This window comes from Escherichia sp. UTM R2, from assembly GCF_048593455.1.
Taxonomy (GTDB): Bacteria; Pseudomonadota; Gammaproteobacteria; order Enterobacterales; family Enterobacteriaceae; genus Escherichia; species Escherichia coli.
The window spans coordinates 4,048,714-4,063,532 of record NZ_JBFWDY010000002.1 but is presented as its reverse complement, the minus strand read 5'-3'; the positions used below and the strand labels follow the sequence as shown (position 1 = coordinate 4,063,532).

General features: G+C 53.0%; 12 protein-coding genes. 7 read left to right on the top strand and 5 right to left on the bottom strand.

The genetic code is table 11. The annotated features are described in order from the left end of the window. Positions 1-7: 7 nt before the first annotated feature. The 4 genes from ytfQ to yjfF all read left to right on the top strand — a co-directional run bounded on the left by ytfQ (position 8) and on the right by yjfF (position 4,624). Complete coding sequence (ytfQ, locus tag AB4H76_RS20465) at positions 8-964, top strand: galactofuranose ABC transporter substrate-binding protein YtfQ (protein ID WP_077492816.1); 957 nt, start codon at positions 8-10, stop codon at positions 962-964. Positions 965-1,103: 139 nt separating this feature from the next. Further along, entirely contained in the window at positions 1,104-2,606 is a 1,503-nt protein-coding gene (gene ytfR, locus AB4H76_RS20460; RefSeq protein WP_000205813.1) for a galactofuranose ABC transporter, ATP-binding protein YtfR, read from the top strand. Positions 2,607-2,619: 13 nt separating this feature from the next. Further along, positions 2,620-3,642 carry a galactofuranose ABC transporter, ATP-binding protein YtfT gene (gene ytfT, locus AB4H76_RS20455; RefSeq protein ID WP_001367906.1) on the top strand — a complete coding sequence of 341 codons (1,023 nt, stop codon included), beginning with the start codon at positions 2,620-2,622 and terminating at the stop codon, positions 3,640-3,642. Further along, complete coding sequence (gene yjfF, locus AB4H76_RS20450) at positions 3,629-4,624, top strand: galactofuranose ABC transporter, permease protein YjfF (RefSeq protein WP_000596021.1); 996 nt, start codon at positions 3,629-3,631, stop codon at positions 4,622-4,624. The genes ytfT and yjfF overlap by 14 nt, the downstream gene beginning before the upstream one ends. Positions 4,625-4,656: 32 nt before the next feature. Here the strand turns inward: yjfF and fbp are convergent, their stop codons facing one another. Beyond that, positions 4,657-5,655, bottom strand: a complete 999-nt coding sequence (fbp, locus tag AB4H76_RS20445) for a class 1 fructose-bisphosphatase (protein WP_000853753.1) — start codon at positions 5,653-5,655, stop codon at positions 4,657-4,659. 175 nt (positions 5,656-5,830) lie between these two features. Here fbp and mpl point away from each other — a divergent pair, with 175 nt between their 5' ends. Further along, positions 5,831-7,204, top strand: coding sequence for a UDP-N-acetylmuramate:L-alanyl-gamma-D-glutamyl-meso-diaminopimelate ligase (gene mpl / locus AB4H76_RS20440; protein WP_001219806.1), 1,374 nt, complete (start codon positions 5,831-5,833; stop codon positions 7,202-7,204). A gap of 155 nt (positions 7,205-7,359) precedes the next feature. On the opposite strand, the gene yjgA is transcribed toward mpl, so the two are convergent. Then, the gene (gene yjgA / locus AB4H76_RS20435; protein ID WP_000166270.1) at positions 7,360-7,911 is read right to left on the bottom strand and encodes a ribosome biogenesis factor YjgA; all 552 of its coding nucleotides are present in this window, start codon (positions 7,909-7,911) and stop codon (positions 7,360-7,362) included. Positions 7,912-8,004: 93 nt separating this feature from the next. Between yjgA and pmbA the strand changes: the two genes are divergently transcribed. Both pmbA and cybC read left to right on the top strand, forming a co-directional pair. Continuing rightward, a complete protein-coding gene (gene pmbA, locus AB4H76_RS20430) occupies positions 8,005-9,357 on the top strand; it encodes a metalloprotease PmbA (protein ID WP_121689851.1) in 1,353 nt (450 codons plus the stop codon). A gap of 182 nt (positions 9,358-9,539) precedes the next feature. Beyond that, on the top strand, positions 9,540-9,926 hold the full coding sequence (gene cybC / locus AB4H76_RS20425) for a cytochrome b562 (protein WP_001232240.1): 387 nt from the start codon (positions 9,540-9,542) through the stop codon (positions 9,924-9,926). A 44-nt stretch (positions 9,927-9,970) separates the two neighbouring features. On the opposite strand, the gene nrdG is transcribed toward cybC, so the two are convergent. The 3 genes from nrdG to treC form a co-directional block, all read right to left on the bottom strand. After that, positions 9,971-10,435 (bottom strand): anaerobic ribonucleoside-triphosphate reductase-activating protein, encoded by a 465-nt coding sequence (nrdG, locus tag AB4H76_RS20420; RefSeq protein ID WP_001106238.1) that lies wholly within the window; start codon positions 10,433-10,435, stop codon positions 9,971-9,973. 158 nt (positions 10,436-10,593) lie between these two features. Next, positions 10,594-12,732 carry an anaerobic ribonucleoside-triphosphate reductase gene (nrdD, locus tag AB4H76_RS20415; protein WP_000187778.1) on the bottom strand — a complete coding sequence of 713 codons (2,139 nt, stop codon included), beginning with the start codon at positions 12,730-12,732 and terminating at the stop codon, positions 10,594-10,596. A 393-nt stretch (positions 12,733-13,125) separates the two neighbouring features. Continuing rightward, the gene (treC, locus tag AB4H76_RS20410; RefSeq protein ID WP_000183355.1) at positions 13,126-14,781 is read right to left on the bottom strand and encodes an alpha,alpha-phosphotrehalase; all 1,656 of its coding nucleotides are present in this window, start codon (positions 14,779-14,781) and stop codon (positions 13,126-13,128) included. Positions 14,782-14,819: the final 38 nt, after the last annotated feature.

Genomic DNA, 14,819 nt, shown 5'->3' with positions numbered 1-14,819 from the left:
CAACCCTATGTGGAAACGCTTACTTGTAGTCTCTGCAGTCTCGGCAGCCATGTCGTCTATGGCGTTGGCCGCTCCATTAACCGTAGGATTTTCGCAGGTCGGATCGGAATCCGGCTGGCGCGCCGCAGAAACCAATGTGGCGAAAATTGAGGCCGAAAAACGCGGAATTACGTTGAAAATTGCCGATGGTCAGCAAAAGCAGGAAAACCAGATTAAAGCGGTACGTTCCTTCGTTGCACAAGGGGTAGATGCGATCTTTATCGCTCCGGTGGTCGCGACAGGTTGGGAACCGGTATTAAAAGAGGCGAAAGATGCCGAAATCCCGGTCTTCTTGCTCGATCGTTCCATTGATGTGAAAGACAAATCTCTCTATATGACCACCGTTACTGCCGACAACATCCTCGAAGGTAAGTTGATCGGTGACTGGCTGGTAAAAGAAGTGAATGGCAAACCATGCAACGTGGTGGAGCTGCAGGGCACCGTTGGGGCCAGCGTCGCCATTGACCGTAAGAAAGGCTTTGCCGAAGCCATTAAGAATGCGCCAAATATCAAAATTATCCGCTCGCAGTCAGGTGACTTCACCCGCAGTAAAGGCAAAGAAGTCATGGAGAGCTTTATCAAAGCGGAAAACAACGGCAAAAACATCTGCATGGTTTACGCCCATAACGACGACATGGTGATTGGTGCAATTCAGGCAATTAAAGAAGCGGGCCTGAAACCGGGCAAAGATATCCTCACGGGTTCCATTGACGGTGTACCGGACATCTACAAAGCGATGATGGATGGCGAAGCGAACGCCAGTGTTGAACTGACGCCGAACATGGCGGGACCCGCTTTCGATGCGCTGGAGAAATACAAAAAAGACGGCACCATGCCTGAAAAGCTGACGTTAACCAAATCCACCCTTTACCTGCCTGATACCGCAAAAGAAGAGTTAGAGAAGAAGAAAAATATGGGGTATTGAGGGTTGCTATGCCTGATGCCGATTCGTAGGCCGGATAAGGCGCTCGCGCCGCATCCGGCGATGGTGCACTGAAGCCTGATGCGACGCTTACCGCGTCTTATCATGCCTACTGGGAGCACGCTTTACACCGGGGGAAACCATGACGACCGACCAACACCAGGAAATCCTCCGCACCGAAGGATTAAGTAAATTTTTCCCCGGCGTCAAAGCGTTAGACAACGTTGATTTCAGCCTGCGCCGTGGCGAAATCATGGCGCTGCTCGGTGAAAACGGGGCGGGAAAATCGACGCTAATCAAAGCATTAACCGGTGTTTACCACGCCGATCGCGGCACCATCTGGCTGGAAGGCCAGGCTATCTCACCGAAAAATACCGCCCATGCACAACAACTCGGCATCGGAACCGTTTATCAGGAAGTCAACCTGCTACCCAATATGTCGGTCGCTGATAATCTATTCATAGGTCGCGAACCCAAACGTTTCGGGCTTCTACGCCGTAAAGAGATGGAAAAGCGCGCCACCGAACTGATGGCATCTTACGGTTTCTCCCTCGACGTGCGTGAACCGCTTAACCGCTTTTCAGTCGCGATGCAGCAAATCGTCGCCATTTGCCGGGCTATCGATCTCTCTGCCAAAGTGCTGATCCTCGATGAACCCACCGCCAGTCTCGACACCCAGGAAGTAGAGTTACTGTTTGGCCTGATGCGTCAGTTGCGTGATCGCGGCGTCAGCCTGATCTTTGTCACTCACTTTCTCGATCAGGTCTATCAGGTCAGCGATCGGATCACCGTCTTACGCAACGGCAGTTTCGTAGGCTGTCGGGAAACGCGCGAGCTACCGCAGATCGAACTGGTAAAAATGATGCTGGGGCGCGAGCTGGATACCCACGCGCTACAGCGTGCCGGGCGAACATTGTTGAGCGACAAACCCGTTGCAGCGTTCAAAAATTACGGCAAAAAAGGAACGATCGCACCGTTTGATCTCGAAGTACGCCCCGGCGAGATCGTCGGTCTGGCTGGCTTGCTGGGATCAGGACGTACCGAAACCGCCGAAGTGATCTTCGGTATCAAACCTGCTGACAGCGGCACTGCGTTGATCAAAGGCAAACCGCAAACCCTGCGATCGCCACATCAGGCGTCAGTACTGGGTATCGGCTTCTGCCCGGAAGACAGGAAAACCGATGGCATCATCGCTGCTGCCTCGGTGCGGGAAAATATCATCCTCGCTCTCCAGGCCCAGCGCGGCTGGCTACGACCCATTTCCCGTAAAGAACAGCAAGAGATTGCCGAACGCTTTATCCGCCAGCTTGGCATTCGCACACCTTCAACTGAACAACCGATTGAATTTCTCTCCGGCGGCAATCAGCAAAAAGTATTGCTTTCACGTTGGCTACTGACCCGACCGCAATTTCTGATCCTTGATGAGCCAACCCGCGGCATTGATGTTGGTGCCCACGCCGAGATCATCCGCCTGATTGAAACGCTATGCGCCGATGGTCTGGCGCTGCTGGTGATCTCCTCCGAACTGGAAGAGCTGGTGGGCTATGCCGATCGGGTGATCATCATGCGCGATCGCAAACAGGTGGCGGAGATCCCGCTGGCAGAGCTTTCCGTTCCGGCGATCATGAACGCCATTGCGGCGTAAGGAGAACAGTGTGATGCCTCAATCTCTCCCGGACACTACGCCGCCGAAAAGGCGCTTTCGCTGGCCAACGGGAATGCCGCAGCTGGCGGCACTGTTGCTGGTGCTGCTGGTCGATAGCCTGGTGGCCCCGCATTTCTGGCAGGTGGTGCTTCAGGATGGGCGTTTGTTCGGTAGCCCTATCGACATTCTTAACCGTGCGGCCCCCGTTGCGCTGTTGGCGATTGGCATGACGCTGGTGATCGCAACAGGTGGGATTGATCTCTCTGTGGGGGCGGTGATGGCTATCGCCGGAGCCACAACGGCTGCGATGACGGTCGCGGGATTCAGCCTGCCGATTGTTTTGTTAAGCGCCCTGGGCACTGGCATCCTGGCGGGATTGTGGAACGGCATACTGGTAGCGATCCTCAAAATTCAGCCGTTTGTCGCCACTCTGATCCTGATGGTCGCCGGGCGCGGCGTGGCGCAACTGATCACCTCCGGACAGATCGTCACGTTTAACTCGCCGGATCTCTCATGGTTCGGCAGCGGATCGCTGTTGTTCCTGCCAACGCCAGTCATAATTGCGGTGCTGACGCTTCTCCTCTTCTGGCTGTTGACCCGCAAAACGGCGCTGGGGATGTTTATTGAAGCTGTTGGTATCAACATTCGGGCGGCAAAAAATGCCGGAGTTAACACACGAATCATCGTCATGCTCACCTACGTGTTGAGCGGGCTATGTGCGGCGATCGCGGGCATTATCGTGGCGGCGGATATTCGCGGTGCCGATGCCAACAACGCCGGGTTATGGCTGGAGCTGGACGCCATTCTTGCGGTGGTGATTGGCGGCGGATCGCTGATGGGCGGGCGCTTTAACCTGCTGCTCTCAGTCGTGGGGGCGCTGATTATTCAGGGGATGAACACCGGAATTTTACTTTCTGGCTTTCCGCCGGAGATGAACCAGGTCGTAAAAGCGGTGGTGGTGCTTTGTGTGCTGATTGTTCAGTCGCAACGCTTTATCAGTCTGATTAAAGGAGTACGTAGCCATGATAAAACGTAACTTGCCGCTGATGATCACCATCGGCGTCTTTGTGCTGGGCTATCTCTACTGCCTAACCCAGTTTCCCGGTTTTGCTTCCACAAGAGTGATCTGCAATATCCTGACCGATAACGCCTTTCTTGGGATAATCGCCGTTGGCATGACCTTTGTGATCCTCTCTGGCGGTATCGATCTCTCCGTCGGTTCGGTGATCGCTTTTACCGGCGTGTTTCTGGCAAAAGTGATTGGCGACTTCGGCCTCTCGCCGTTGCTGGCATTTCCGCTGGTGCTGGTAATGGGCTGTGCCTTTGGCGCATTTATGGGGCTTTTGATCGACGCCCTGAAGATCCCGGCATTTATCATTACCCTTGCAGGGATGTTCTTTTTGCGCGGCGTCAGCTATCTCGTTTCGGAAGAGTCGATCCCGATAAATCATCCTGTTTATGACACGCTCTCAAGCCTTGCGTGGAAAATCCCTGGCGGCGGTCGCTTAAGTGCGATGGGGCTGCTGATGCTGGCGGTGGTGGTTATCGGTATTTTCCTCGCGCATCGTACCCGCTTTGGTAATCAGGTGTACGCCATTGGCGGCAACGCAACGTCGGCGAACCTGATGGGGATTTCCACTCGCAGCACCACTATTCGCATTTATATGCTTTCCACCGGATTGGCGACGCTGGCGGGGATTGTCTTCTCGATTTATACCCAGGCCGGATATGCGCTGGCGGGCGTAGGGGTGGAGCTGGATGCTATCGCGTCGGTGGTGATTGGCGGTACGCTTTTGAGCGGTGGCGTTGGAACAGTATTAGGAACGCTTTTTGGCGTGGCGATTCAGGGACTGATTCAGACTTACATAAACTTTGATGGCACGCTGAGCTCATGGTGGACGAAAATCGCCATCGGTATTTTGTTGTTTATTTTTATAGCATTACAGCGTGGATTAACGGTGCTGTGGGAGAATCGTCAGAGTTCGCCAGTGACAAGAGTCAACATTGCGCAGCGATAAAAACGCCTCTCCGTGTGGAGAGGCGCAGGAGATTACGCGTCCGGGAACTCACGGATAAAGCGTTCGACATCTTCAACCATATGGTCGTTGCCGACAAAGAACGAACGGCGCTGGTGCAGAGTTTCCGGGATGATATCCAGAATACGCTCTTTGCCATCGCTCGCTTTACCGCCCGCTTGTTCCGCCAGGAATGCCATCGGGTTGCACTCATAAAGCAAACGCAGTTTGCCGTCCGGGTGGCTGGCGGTGCTTGGGTAGAGATAAATACCGCCTTTCAGCAGGTTACGGTGGAAATCCGCGACCAGTGAACCGATATAACGTGAGGTATACGGGCGGTTGGTGGATTTATCTTCTTCCTGGCAGAATTTAATGTACTTCTTCACCCCGTTCGGAAACTTAATGTAGTTTCCTTCGTTGATGGAGTAGGTTTTGCCTTTCTCCGGGAAGCGCATCCGTTCCTGGCACAGGCAGAAAACGCCGAGCGAAGGATCGTAAGTAAAGGCGTGAACACCGCATCCGGTGGTGTAAACCAGCATGGTAGAGGAGCCGTATACCACGTAACCTGCCGCAACCTGTTTGTTACCAGGCTGGAGGAAATCTTCTTCCGTTACCGGCGTGCCGACGGGCGTAACGCGGCGGTAGATGGAGAAAATGGTACCGACAGAGACGTTAACATCGATGTTGGACGAGCCATCCAGTGGGTCCATCAGCACCACGTATTTTGCATGTTCACAGCCTTCAAAGACGACAATCTCATCTTCTTCTTCAGAGGCAATGCCCGCAACGATATCGCGTGCTTTCAGTGCGGCTTTCAGTTTTTCATTAGCGAACAAGTCGAGTTTTTGCTGAACCTCGCCCTGCACGTTCTCAGCACCGCTGGCACCCAGGATATCAACCAGTCCTGCTTTGTTGATATCGCGATGGATAATCTTGGCGCCCAGTTTTATTGCCGACAGCAAAGCAGTGAGTTCACCGGTAGCATGAGAAAACTCGTGCTGCTTTTCGACAATAAATTCACCTAACGTTTTCATAAAACTTTCCCTGCAATGTTTATGGAGTAAAGCGACCGTAACAATCTTAACAAATAATCGGAATGTTGCGCTCAGGTGAATCGCGCCAGCAAATTGCGGATTATCCTGAAATGCGTTTCTCACTTGCCCGACATATGCGTAAAATGAGCGGCAGATTAAAAAAGGATAGTGACGTATGCGCATTCATATTTTAGGAATTTGTGGCACGTTTATGGGCGGTCTGGCGATGCTGGCGCGCCAGTTAGGCCATGAAGTAACGGGTTCGGACGCCAATGTGTATCCGCCGATGAGCACCTTACTTGAGAAGCAAGGCATTGAACTGATTCAGGGTTACGATGCCAGCCAGCTCGATCCGCAGCCGGATCTGGTGATTATTGGCAACGCCATGACCCGTGGAAATCCGTGTGTGGAAGCGGTACTGGAAAAAAACATCCCTTATATGTCAGGTCCACAGTGGCTGCACGATTTTGTGCTGCGCGACCGCTGGGTGCTGGCCGTTGCCGGTACACATGGCAAAACCACCACCGCGGGAATGGCGACCTGGATTCTGGAACAGTGCGGTTACAAACCGGGATTTGTGATCGGCGGTGTGCCGGGGAACTTTGAGGTTTCGGCGCGTCTGGGCGAAAGCAACTTCTTTGTTATCGAAGCGGATGAGTATGACTGCGCCTTCTTCGACAAACGCTCTAAATTTGTTCATTACTGCCCGCGTACGCTGATCCTCAACAACCTTGAGTTCGATCACGCCGATATCTTTGACGACCTGAAAGCGATCCAGAAACAGTTCCACCATCTGGTGCGTATCGTTCCAGGGCAGGGCCGTATTATCTGGCCAGAAAACGACATCAACCTGAAACAGACCATGGCGATGGGCTGCTGGAGCGAGCAGGAGCTGGTGGGCGAGCAGGGTCACTGGCAGGCGAAAAAGCTGACCACCGATGCTTCCGAATGGGAAGTTTTGCTGGATGGCGAAAAAGTGGGCGAAGTGAAATGGTCGCTGGTAGGCGAACATAATATGCACAATGGCCTGATGGCGATTGCAGCGGCTCGCCATGTTGGTGTAGCGCCGGCAGATGCCGCTAACGCGCTGGGTTCGTTTATTAATGCTCGTCGCCGTCTGGAGTTGCGTGGTGAAGCGAATGGCGTCACGGTATATGACGATTTTGCCCATCACCCGACGGCGATTCTGGCAACGCTGGCGGCGCTGCGTGGCAAAGTTGGTGGTACGGCGCGCATTATTGCTGTGCTGGAACCGCGCTCGAATACCATGAAAATGGGGATCTGCAAAGACGATCTGGCACCTTCATTAGGTCGTGCCGATGAAGTCTTCCTGCTTCAACCGGCGCATATTCCGTGGCAGGTGGCAGAAGTGGCAGAAGCCTGCGTTCAGCCTGCACACTGGAGTGGCGATGTGGATACGCTGGCAGATATGGTGGTGAAAACCGCTCAGCCTGGCGACCATATTCTGGTGATGAGCAACGGCGGTTTTGGTGGGATCCATCAGAAACTGCTGGATGGTCTGGCGAAGAAGGCGGAAGCTGCGCAGTAATTCGGCCTCAGCCTGAGATAGTGTGCGTAGGCCGGATAAGGCATTCACGCCGCATCCGGCATTTGAGCATAGTGCCTGATGCGACGCTTGATGCGTCTTATCAGGCCTACAGGTGCACCGCATCCGGCAAACCATACTCACATCAACAACGAAAATTACCCTTCATTCTCCGCCAGTTCGCGCAGATACTGGAAAATCTGGCGTGCGGATTTCGGCGGCTTATTCCCTTCTTTCTCTTTCTTCGCGTTGCGGATCAGTGTACGCAGTTGCTGACGATCGGCATCGGGCCACAGATTCAATACTTCAGCGATGGCGTCATCACCTTGATCGATCAGACGATCGCGCAGGTTTTCCAGTTTATGGAACAGCACCACCTGCTGGTTGTGACGGTTTTTCAGCTTATCCAGCGCCTGACGGATCGGTTCTACATCGCGCTGGCGCAGCATCTTACCGATGAGCTGCAACTGGCGGCGGCGACCTTCCATCTTAATACGCTGGGCGAGCTCAATAGCCGCGCGCAGATCCGCATCTAACGGGATCTTATCCAGCGCGTTTTTCCCCAGATCAACAATTTCCGCGCCAAGGCGTTTTAGCTCCTCGGCATCACGTTTAATTTCACTTTTACTGACCCAGATAATTTCATCGTCTTCGTCTTCGATGTCATCACCGGGAACGTCGTCGAGCCAGTCTTCGGGCTGCTTAGTCATCTCAGGCTCCTTAAAAAAAGAGGCTAATGTTACCAGTTAAGATGCGCACTGAAAAACGGTTCTCTGTTAGACTTCAGAGAAACTCTCTACATTATGGCACTTGCAATGAAAGTAATCTCTCAAGTTGAAGCGCAGCGCAAGATTCTGGAAGAAGCAGTTTCCACTGCGCTGGAGTTGGCCTCAGGCAAATCGGACGGTGCGGAAGTTGCCGTCAGCAAGACCACCGGCATTAGCGTAAGCACGCGTTATGGTGAAGTGGAGAATGTTGAATTCAATAGCGATGGCGCGCTGGGGATCACTGTTTATCACCAGAACCGCAAAGGTAGCGCATCATCCACCGATTTAAGCCCGCAGGCCATTGCCCGTACTGTACAGGCGGCGCTGGATATTGCCCGTTATACCTCGCCAGATCCCTGTGCCGGCCTGGCAGACAAAGAGCTGCTGGCCTTTGACGCACCAGATCTCGACTTGTTCCACCCTGCTGAAATTTCCCCGGATGATGCCATTGAACTGGCGGCCCGCGCAGAACAGGCGGCATTGCAGGCGGACAAACGCATTACCAATACCGAAGGCGGCAGTTTTAACAGCCACTACGGTGTCAAAGTTTTTGGCAACAGCCACGGCATGTTGCAGGGTTACTGCTCTACGCGTCATTCACTCTCCAGCTGTGTAATTGCCGAAGAAAATGGCGATATGGAGCGTGATTACGCCTACACCATTGGTCGTGCGATGAGCGATCTGCAAACGCCAGAGTGGGTTGGGGCCGACTGTGCTCGCCGTACTTTATCGCGCCTGTCACCGCGTAAACTCTCCACCATGAAAGCGCCAGTCATTTTTACCAATGAAGTGGCAACCGGGCTTTTTGGCCATCTGGTGGGGGCGATAGCGGGTGGCTCGGTTTACCGTAAATCTACCTTTCTGCTGGATTCGCTGGGTAAACAAATTCTGCCGGACTGGCTGACCATTGAAGAGCATCCGCATCTGCTGAAAGGGCTGGCGTCGACGCCATTCGACAGCGAAGGTGTGCGCACCGAGCGTCGCGATATTATTAAAGATGGCATCCTGACTCAGTGGCTGCTGACCAGCTACTCGGCGCGGAAACTGGGGCTGAAAAGCACCGGACATGCGGGCGGTATTCACAACTGGCGGATTGCCGGACAAGGGCTAAGCTTCGAACAAATGCTCAAAGAGATGGGCACCGGGCTGGTGGTGACGGAGCTGATGGGCCAGGGCGTGAGTGCCATTACCGGTGATTATTCCCGTGGTGCAGCGGGCTTCTGGGTAGAGAATGGCGAAATTCAGTATCCCGTTAGTGAAATCACCATCGCAGGTAATTTAAAAGATATGTGGCGCAATATTGTCACCGTCGGTAACGATATTGAAACACGCAGTAATATACAGTGTGGTTCTGTGCTGTTGCCGGAGATGAAAATCGCCGGGCAGTAAAAAACTGGCGCGACCTGCCGCGCTATAAACTAAAAAATTACACAAAATCATTCGCACTGCATCGAGACGGAAAGTGAATGAGGGCCGGGGAGCGTACTCGCAGTACGTGACCCGGGCGAATGAGCGTAGCCGTCGATGAGGCAGTGTGAAGGATGAAGTGTAAATAAAAAAAGAAGTGAGCAATGCGTAAAAGCCTGTTAGCTATTCTTGCAGTCTCCTCGTTGGTATTCAGTTCTGCGTCGTTTGCCGCTGATCTTGAAGACAATATGGAAACCCTCAACGACAATTTAAAAGTGATCGAAAAAGCGGATAACGCGGCGCAAGTCAAAGACGCGTTAACGAAGATGCGCGCCGCAGCGCTGGATGCGCAAAAAGCAACGCCGCCGAAGCTCGAAGATAAATCACCGGACAGCCCGGAAATGAAAGATTTCCGCCACGGTTTCGACATTCTGGTCGGTCAGATTGACGACGCGCTGAAGCTGGCAAATGAAGGTAAAGTAAAAGAAGCGCAGGCTGCTGCAGAGCAACTGAAAACGACCCGCAACGCCTATCACCAGAAGTATCGTTAATTCCTCATTTCCCTGTTGCCTGCACTCAGGTAACAGGGAACTTATCATCGCAAATGATGCACCACCTGATTGCTGCTGCCGCGCCAGATCAGGGAAGGGTCTTTTAAATCCTGCACAAATTTGCCGTCGACCAGTACGTTAATCAAATCAACAACCTGCATTTGCGCAGCGTTGAGTTCGTCGAGTTTATAGCCTGTCCACACCCAGATGTCTTTACCCGGACACTCGGCGCGGATGCGTTTTACCAGTTTCAGAATATCCGGCACGTTTTGCGGATGCAGCGGATCGCCGCCGGAGAGGGAAATACCCTGGCGTTTGATACGAGTGTCATTCAGATCGTTAATAATCTGGTCTTCCATTGCTTTAGTAAATGTCTGACCGGAATTTACCCGCCATGTGCTTTTGTTATAGCAACCGGGGCATTCATGAACACACCCGGAGACAAACAGGGTGCAGCGAGTGCCGGGGCCGTTGACGATGTCGACAGGATAGTACTGATGATAATTCATTGTTTCGCCTGGCTTATCAGTCCGCGTATAGGATGCATCCGGTAATCAACGCCTGATGCGACGCTGTCGCGTCTTATCAGACCTACAATCGTTGTTGCCATGTAGGCCGGATAAGGCGTTTACGCCGCATCCGGCATTTGCTTAACGTAGAGTGAAGATTAACCTATCTGCCCATTCCCCAAATGTTTAACGCGGCGCTTAACTTCTTCCTGCTTACCGGCGTTAAATGGACGTGCATCCGGGCTACCTAAATATCCGCACACGCGGCGAGTCACCGACACACGGGAGGCGTCATGGTTACCACATTTCGGGCAAGTGAAGCCTTTGCTGGTGCACTCGAACTCACCGGTAAAGCCACACTCGTAGCACTCATCAATCGGTGTATTGGTGCCGTAATACGGTACATGCTGATAGCTGTAATCCCAGACATCTTCCAGCGCCTTCAGGTTGTGCTGAATGTTTGGATACTCGCCGTAGCAAATGAAACCACCGTTCGCCAGCGGCGGGTAAGGCGCTTCAAAGTCGATCTTGTCGTACGGGTTCACCTTCTTCTCCACATCGAGGTGGAAACTGTTGGTGTAGTAACCTTTATCGGTCACGCCCGGCACCACGCCAAACTCAGCAGTATCGAGACGGCAGAAGCGGTCGCACAGGTTTTCACTCGGCGTGCTGTAGAGACTGAAACCATAACCCGTTTCTTCTTTCCACTGATCCACTGCCTGGCGCAGACGTTCAACAATGGCGATACCTTTCGCGCGAAGCTGCTCGTTGTCGTAAACATGCTCGCCGCCGAACAGCGCGTTAATGGTTTCGTGGATGCCGATGTAACCCAGCGAAATAGACGCACGACCGTTTTTGAAGATTTCAGAAACATCATCGTCAGCATTCAGACGTACGCCACAAGCACCTTCCATATAGAGGATCGGGGCCACGCGCGCTTTCACGCCTTCGAGACGAGCGATACGGGTCATCAGCGCCTTACGTGCCAGCACCAGACGTTCATCCAGCAGCTTCCAGAAGGTGGCTTCATCGCCTTTTGCTTCCAGAGCAATACGCGGCAGGTTCAGGCTGATCACGCCGAGGTTGTTACGACCATCGTGGATCTGCTCGCCGTTTTCATTTTCCCACACGCCGAGGAAGCTGCGGCAGCCCATCGGGGTTTTAAACGAACCGGTGACTTTCACTACCTGATCGTAGTTCAGGATATCCGGATACATGCGCTTGCTTGCGCACTCCAGCGCCAGCTGTTTGATGTCGTAGTTCGGATCGCCTTTTTTATGGTTCAGACCATCGCGAATCGCAAACACCAGTTTCGGGAACACCGCAGTTTTACGGTTTTTACCGAGGCCTGCGATACGGTTACGCAGGATCGATTCCTGAATCAGGCGCGATTCCCAGCTGGTGCCCAGACCAAAACCAAAGGTTACAAACGGCGTCTGACCGTTGGCGGTGTGCAGGGTGTTTACTTCGTACTCCAGCGACTGGAAGGCATCGTAGCACTCTTTGATGGTACGAGAGTTAGCGTAGCCTTCGGCGTCCGGGATGTTCCACTCTTCTGCGGTCTTGCGATGTTTGTTGTAGCTGGCGGTAACAAACGGCGCCAGCACTTCATCGATACGGTTAATGGTGGTGCCGCCATAAATATGGCTGGCGACCTGAGCAATAATCTGCGCAGTTACCGCGGTTGCCGTAGAGATCGACTTCGGCGGTTCAATCTCGGCGTTCCCCATTTTAAAGCCCTGGGTCAGCATGCCTTTCAGGTCGATCAACATGCAGTTGAACATCGGGAAGAACGGCGAGTAATCGAGATCGTGATAGTGAATATCGCCACGCTCATGTGCCTGCACCACGTCACGCGGCAGCAGGTGCTGGCGTGCATAGTGTTTAGCCACGATCCCGGCCAGCAGGTCGCGCTGGGTTGGAATCACCTTGCTGTCTTTGTTGGCGTTTTCGTTGAGTAACGAGGCGTTGGTCTGCTCGACCAGACCACGGATCTCCTGGTTCAGGCGACCGCGTTTTTCACGTTCAATGTCGCGATCGTGACGGTACTCGATGTAAGCACGAGCCAGTTGTTTGTATGGACCCGACATCAGCTGGTTTTCAACTGCGGTCTGGATCTCGTTGATATCCACCTGGTTGCGGCCCTGCATCTGCTCGCTGACAACCGCGGCAACAGTGGCGCAATAATCGGCATCATCGACTTCCGCTGCTTTAGCTGCACGCAGAATCGCTTCTTTGATGCGCTCTGATTTAAACGGCACTTTGCAGCCGTCTCGTTTCATCACATGCGGTGTCATGATCGCTCCATATTTTTAAGAACAGGTTATCCACAGAAATTGGGAAAGGCGTTTTCCGGTTTTTTCGTTTCGTTTTCCGGTGCTTTCCGCAATCGCCATCCGCTTATCCACAACGCCGCACCTTTTTCGTGGGGAGCTGTAGTAGCAATTATAGTCGATTAATACAACATATTGGGTTGGGACGCATTTTAAAGTCTATATATAGTGCTTTGCATCAAGGATGTTTGAACTTTTTTTGATGTAGCTCAAAGTAAAAAGCAGAGCGTACGGATGACGGGCGCTACAGCGTTATGTAAATTTTTTAATGAATTTGCTGGTTGAAAAATCAACAAAAACAACATGCTGACAGACAAAACCCCGGAATGACAGGCATTCCCGGGGCTTAGCGGATACTTACTTCTGTAACCACCAGACAGCCTCAAAAGGCCGTAAAGTCATGGCACAGGGTTGTGGTGAGGCTTCTTCGTAGTTATGCATCACAAGCTGCCAGTTGCCGCGCATTTGCCCTGGCTGCCAGGGTTGGATCTCACGGCTAAGGTTGGCAATGACCAGCAAGGTTTGCCCCTTCCATTCACGGCGATAGCACCACAATACAGGGCTGTTTGGCAGCAGATCCTGGTAATTGCCCCATGTCAGGATGGCTTCCTGCTTACGCAGTGCGATTAACTTTTGGTAGGTGTAAAACACCGAGGAATCATCGGCCAGCGCGGCTTCTACGTTGATTTGTTGATAGTTATCGCCCAAGCCAATCCACGGTTCGCCAGCCGTAAACCCGGCATTATCGCCGTTGCTCCATTGCATGGGTGTGCGACTGTTGTCACGGGATTTGCTGGCGAGGATTGCCAATAACTCGTCGGCATCACGCCCATCGTTGCGTAGCTCGGCAAACATATTGAGGCTCTCCACGTCGCGATAGTCAGTAATGCGCGTGAAATGCGGGTTGGTCATGCCAATCTCTTCGCCCTGGTAGATATACGGCGTTCCCTGCATGCCATGCAGCACCATCGCCAGCATTTTTGCCGCAGGCACGCGGTATTCACCTTCATCACCAAAGCGAGAAACAATGCGCGGCTGATCGTGGTTACACCAGAACAAGGCATTCCATGCTACGTTGTGCATTCCTTGTTGCCAGTGGCGGAACAATGTTTTCAACGCCACAAAGTCAGGTTTAGCCAGCGTCCATTTTTCACCACCGGGATAATCGACCTTCAGGTGATGAAAATTAAAGGTCATCGATAATTCACTGCCTGTCAGTGCCGCGTATCGCTGGCAATGCTCAAGGCTGGTGGAGGACATTTCACCTACGGTCATTAACCCGCGTGGCGTAAACACATCGCGGTTCATCTCGTGCAAAAACTCGTGTGCTCGTGGTCCGTCGGTGTAGAAGCGACGCCCGTCGCCATCCAGGTCTTCAGGGAAACGCGGGTCTTTGGAGATCAGATTCACCACATCCAGGCGCAACCCGTCAACCCCACGATCGGCCCAGAACTCACAGACTTTTTTCAGCTCTGCGCGTACCGCTGGATTCTCCCAGTTGAGATCCGCCTGTTCTGGTGCAAAGAGATGCAAATAGTACTGTTCGCTTTCCGCATGCCAGCGCCACGCACTACCGCCAAATTTTGAACGCCAGTTGTTCGGTGGTGTTTCTGGTTCGCCATCGCGCCAGATATAAAACTGGCGGTAAGGGCTTTCTTTGTTCAGCGCCTCGCGAAACCAGGCATGTTGGGTAGAGGTATGGTTAAACACCATATCGAGAATGATACGAATCCCGCGCGATTTTGCCTGCGTCACCAGTTCGTCAAAATCGTCCAGCGTGCCGTAGGTGGGATCAATCGCCGTATAGTTCGCTACATCGTAACCGTTATCGACCTGGGGAGAGACATAAAAGGGGGTTAGCCAGATGGCATCAACGCCCAGTTTATGCAGATAGTCCAGGCGTTGGATAACGCCACGTAAATCGCCGGTGCCGCTACCCGTGGTGTCCTGAAAACTCTTTGGATAAATCTGGTAGATAACGCCGTTTTGCCACCAGTGGGGAAGATTAGTCATTACGTTATTCCTGCAAATGCGAGGGGGCGCAATTGCGC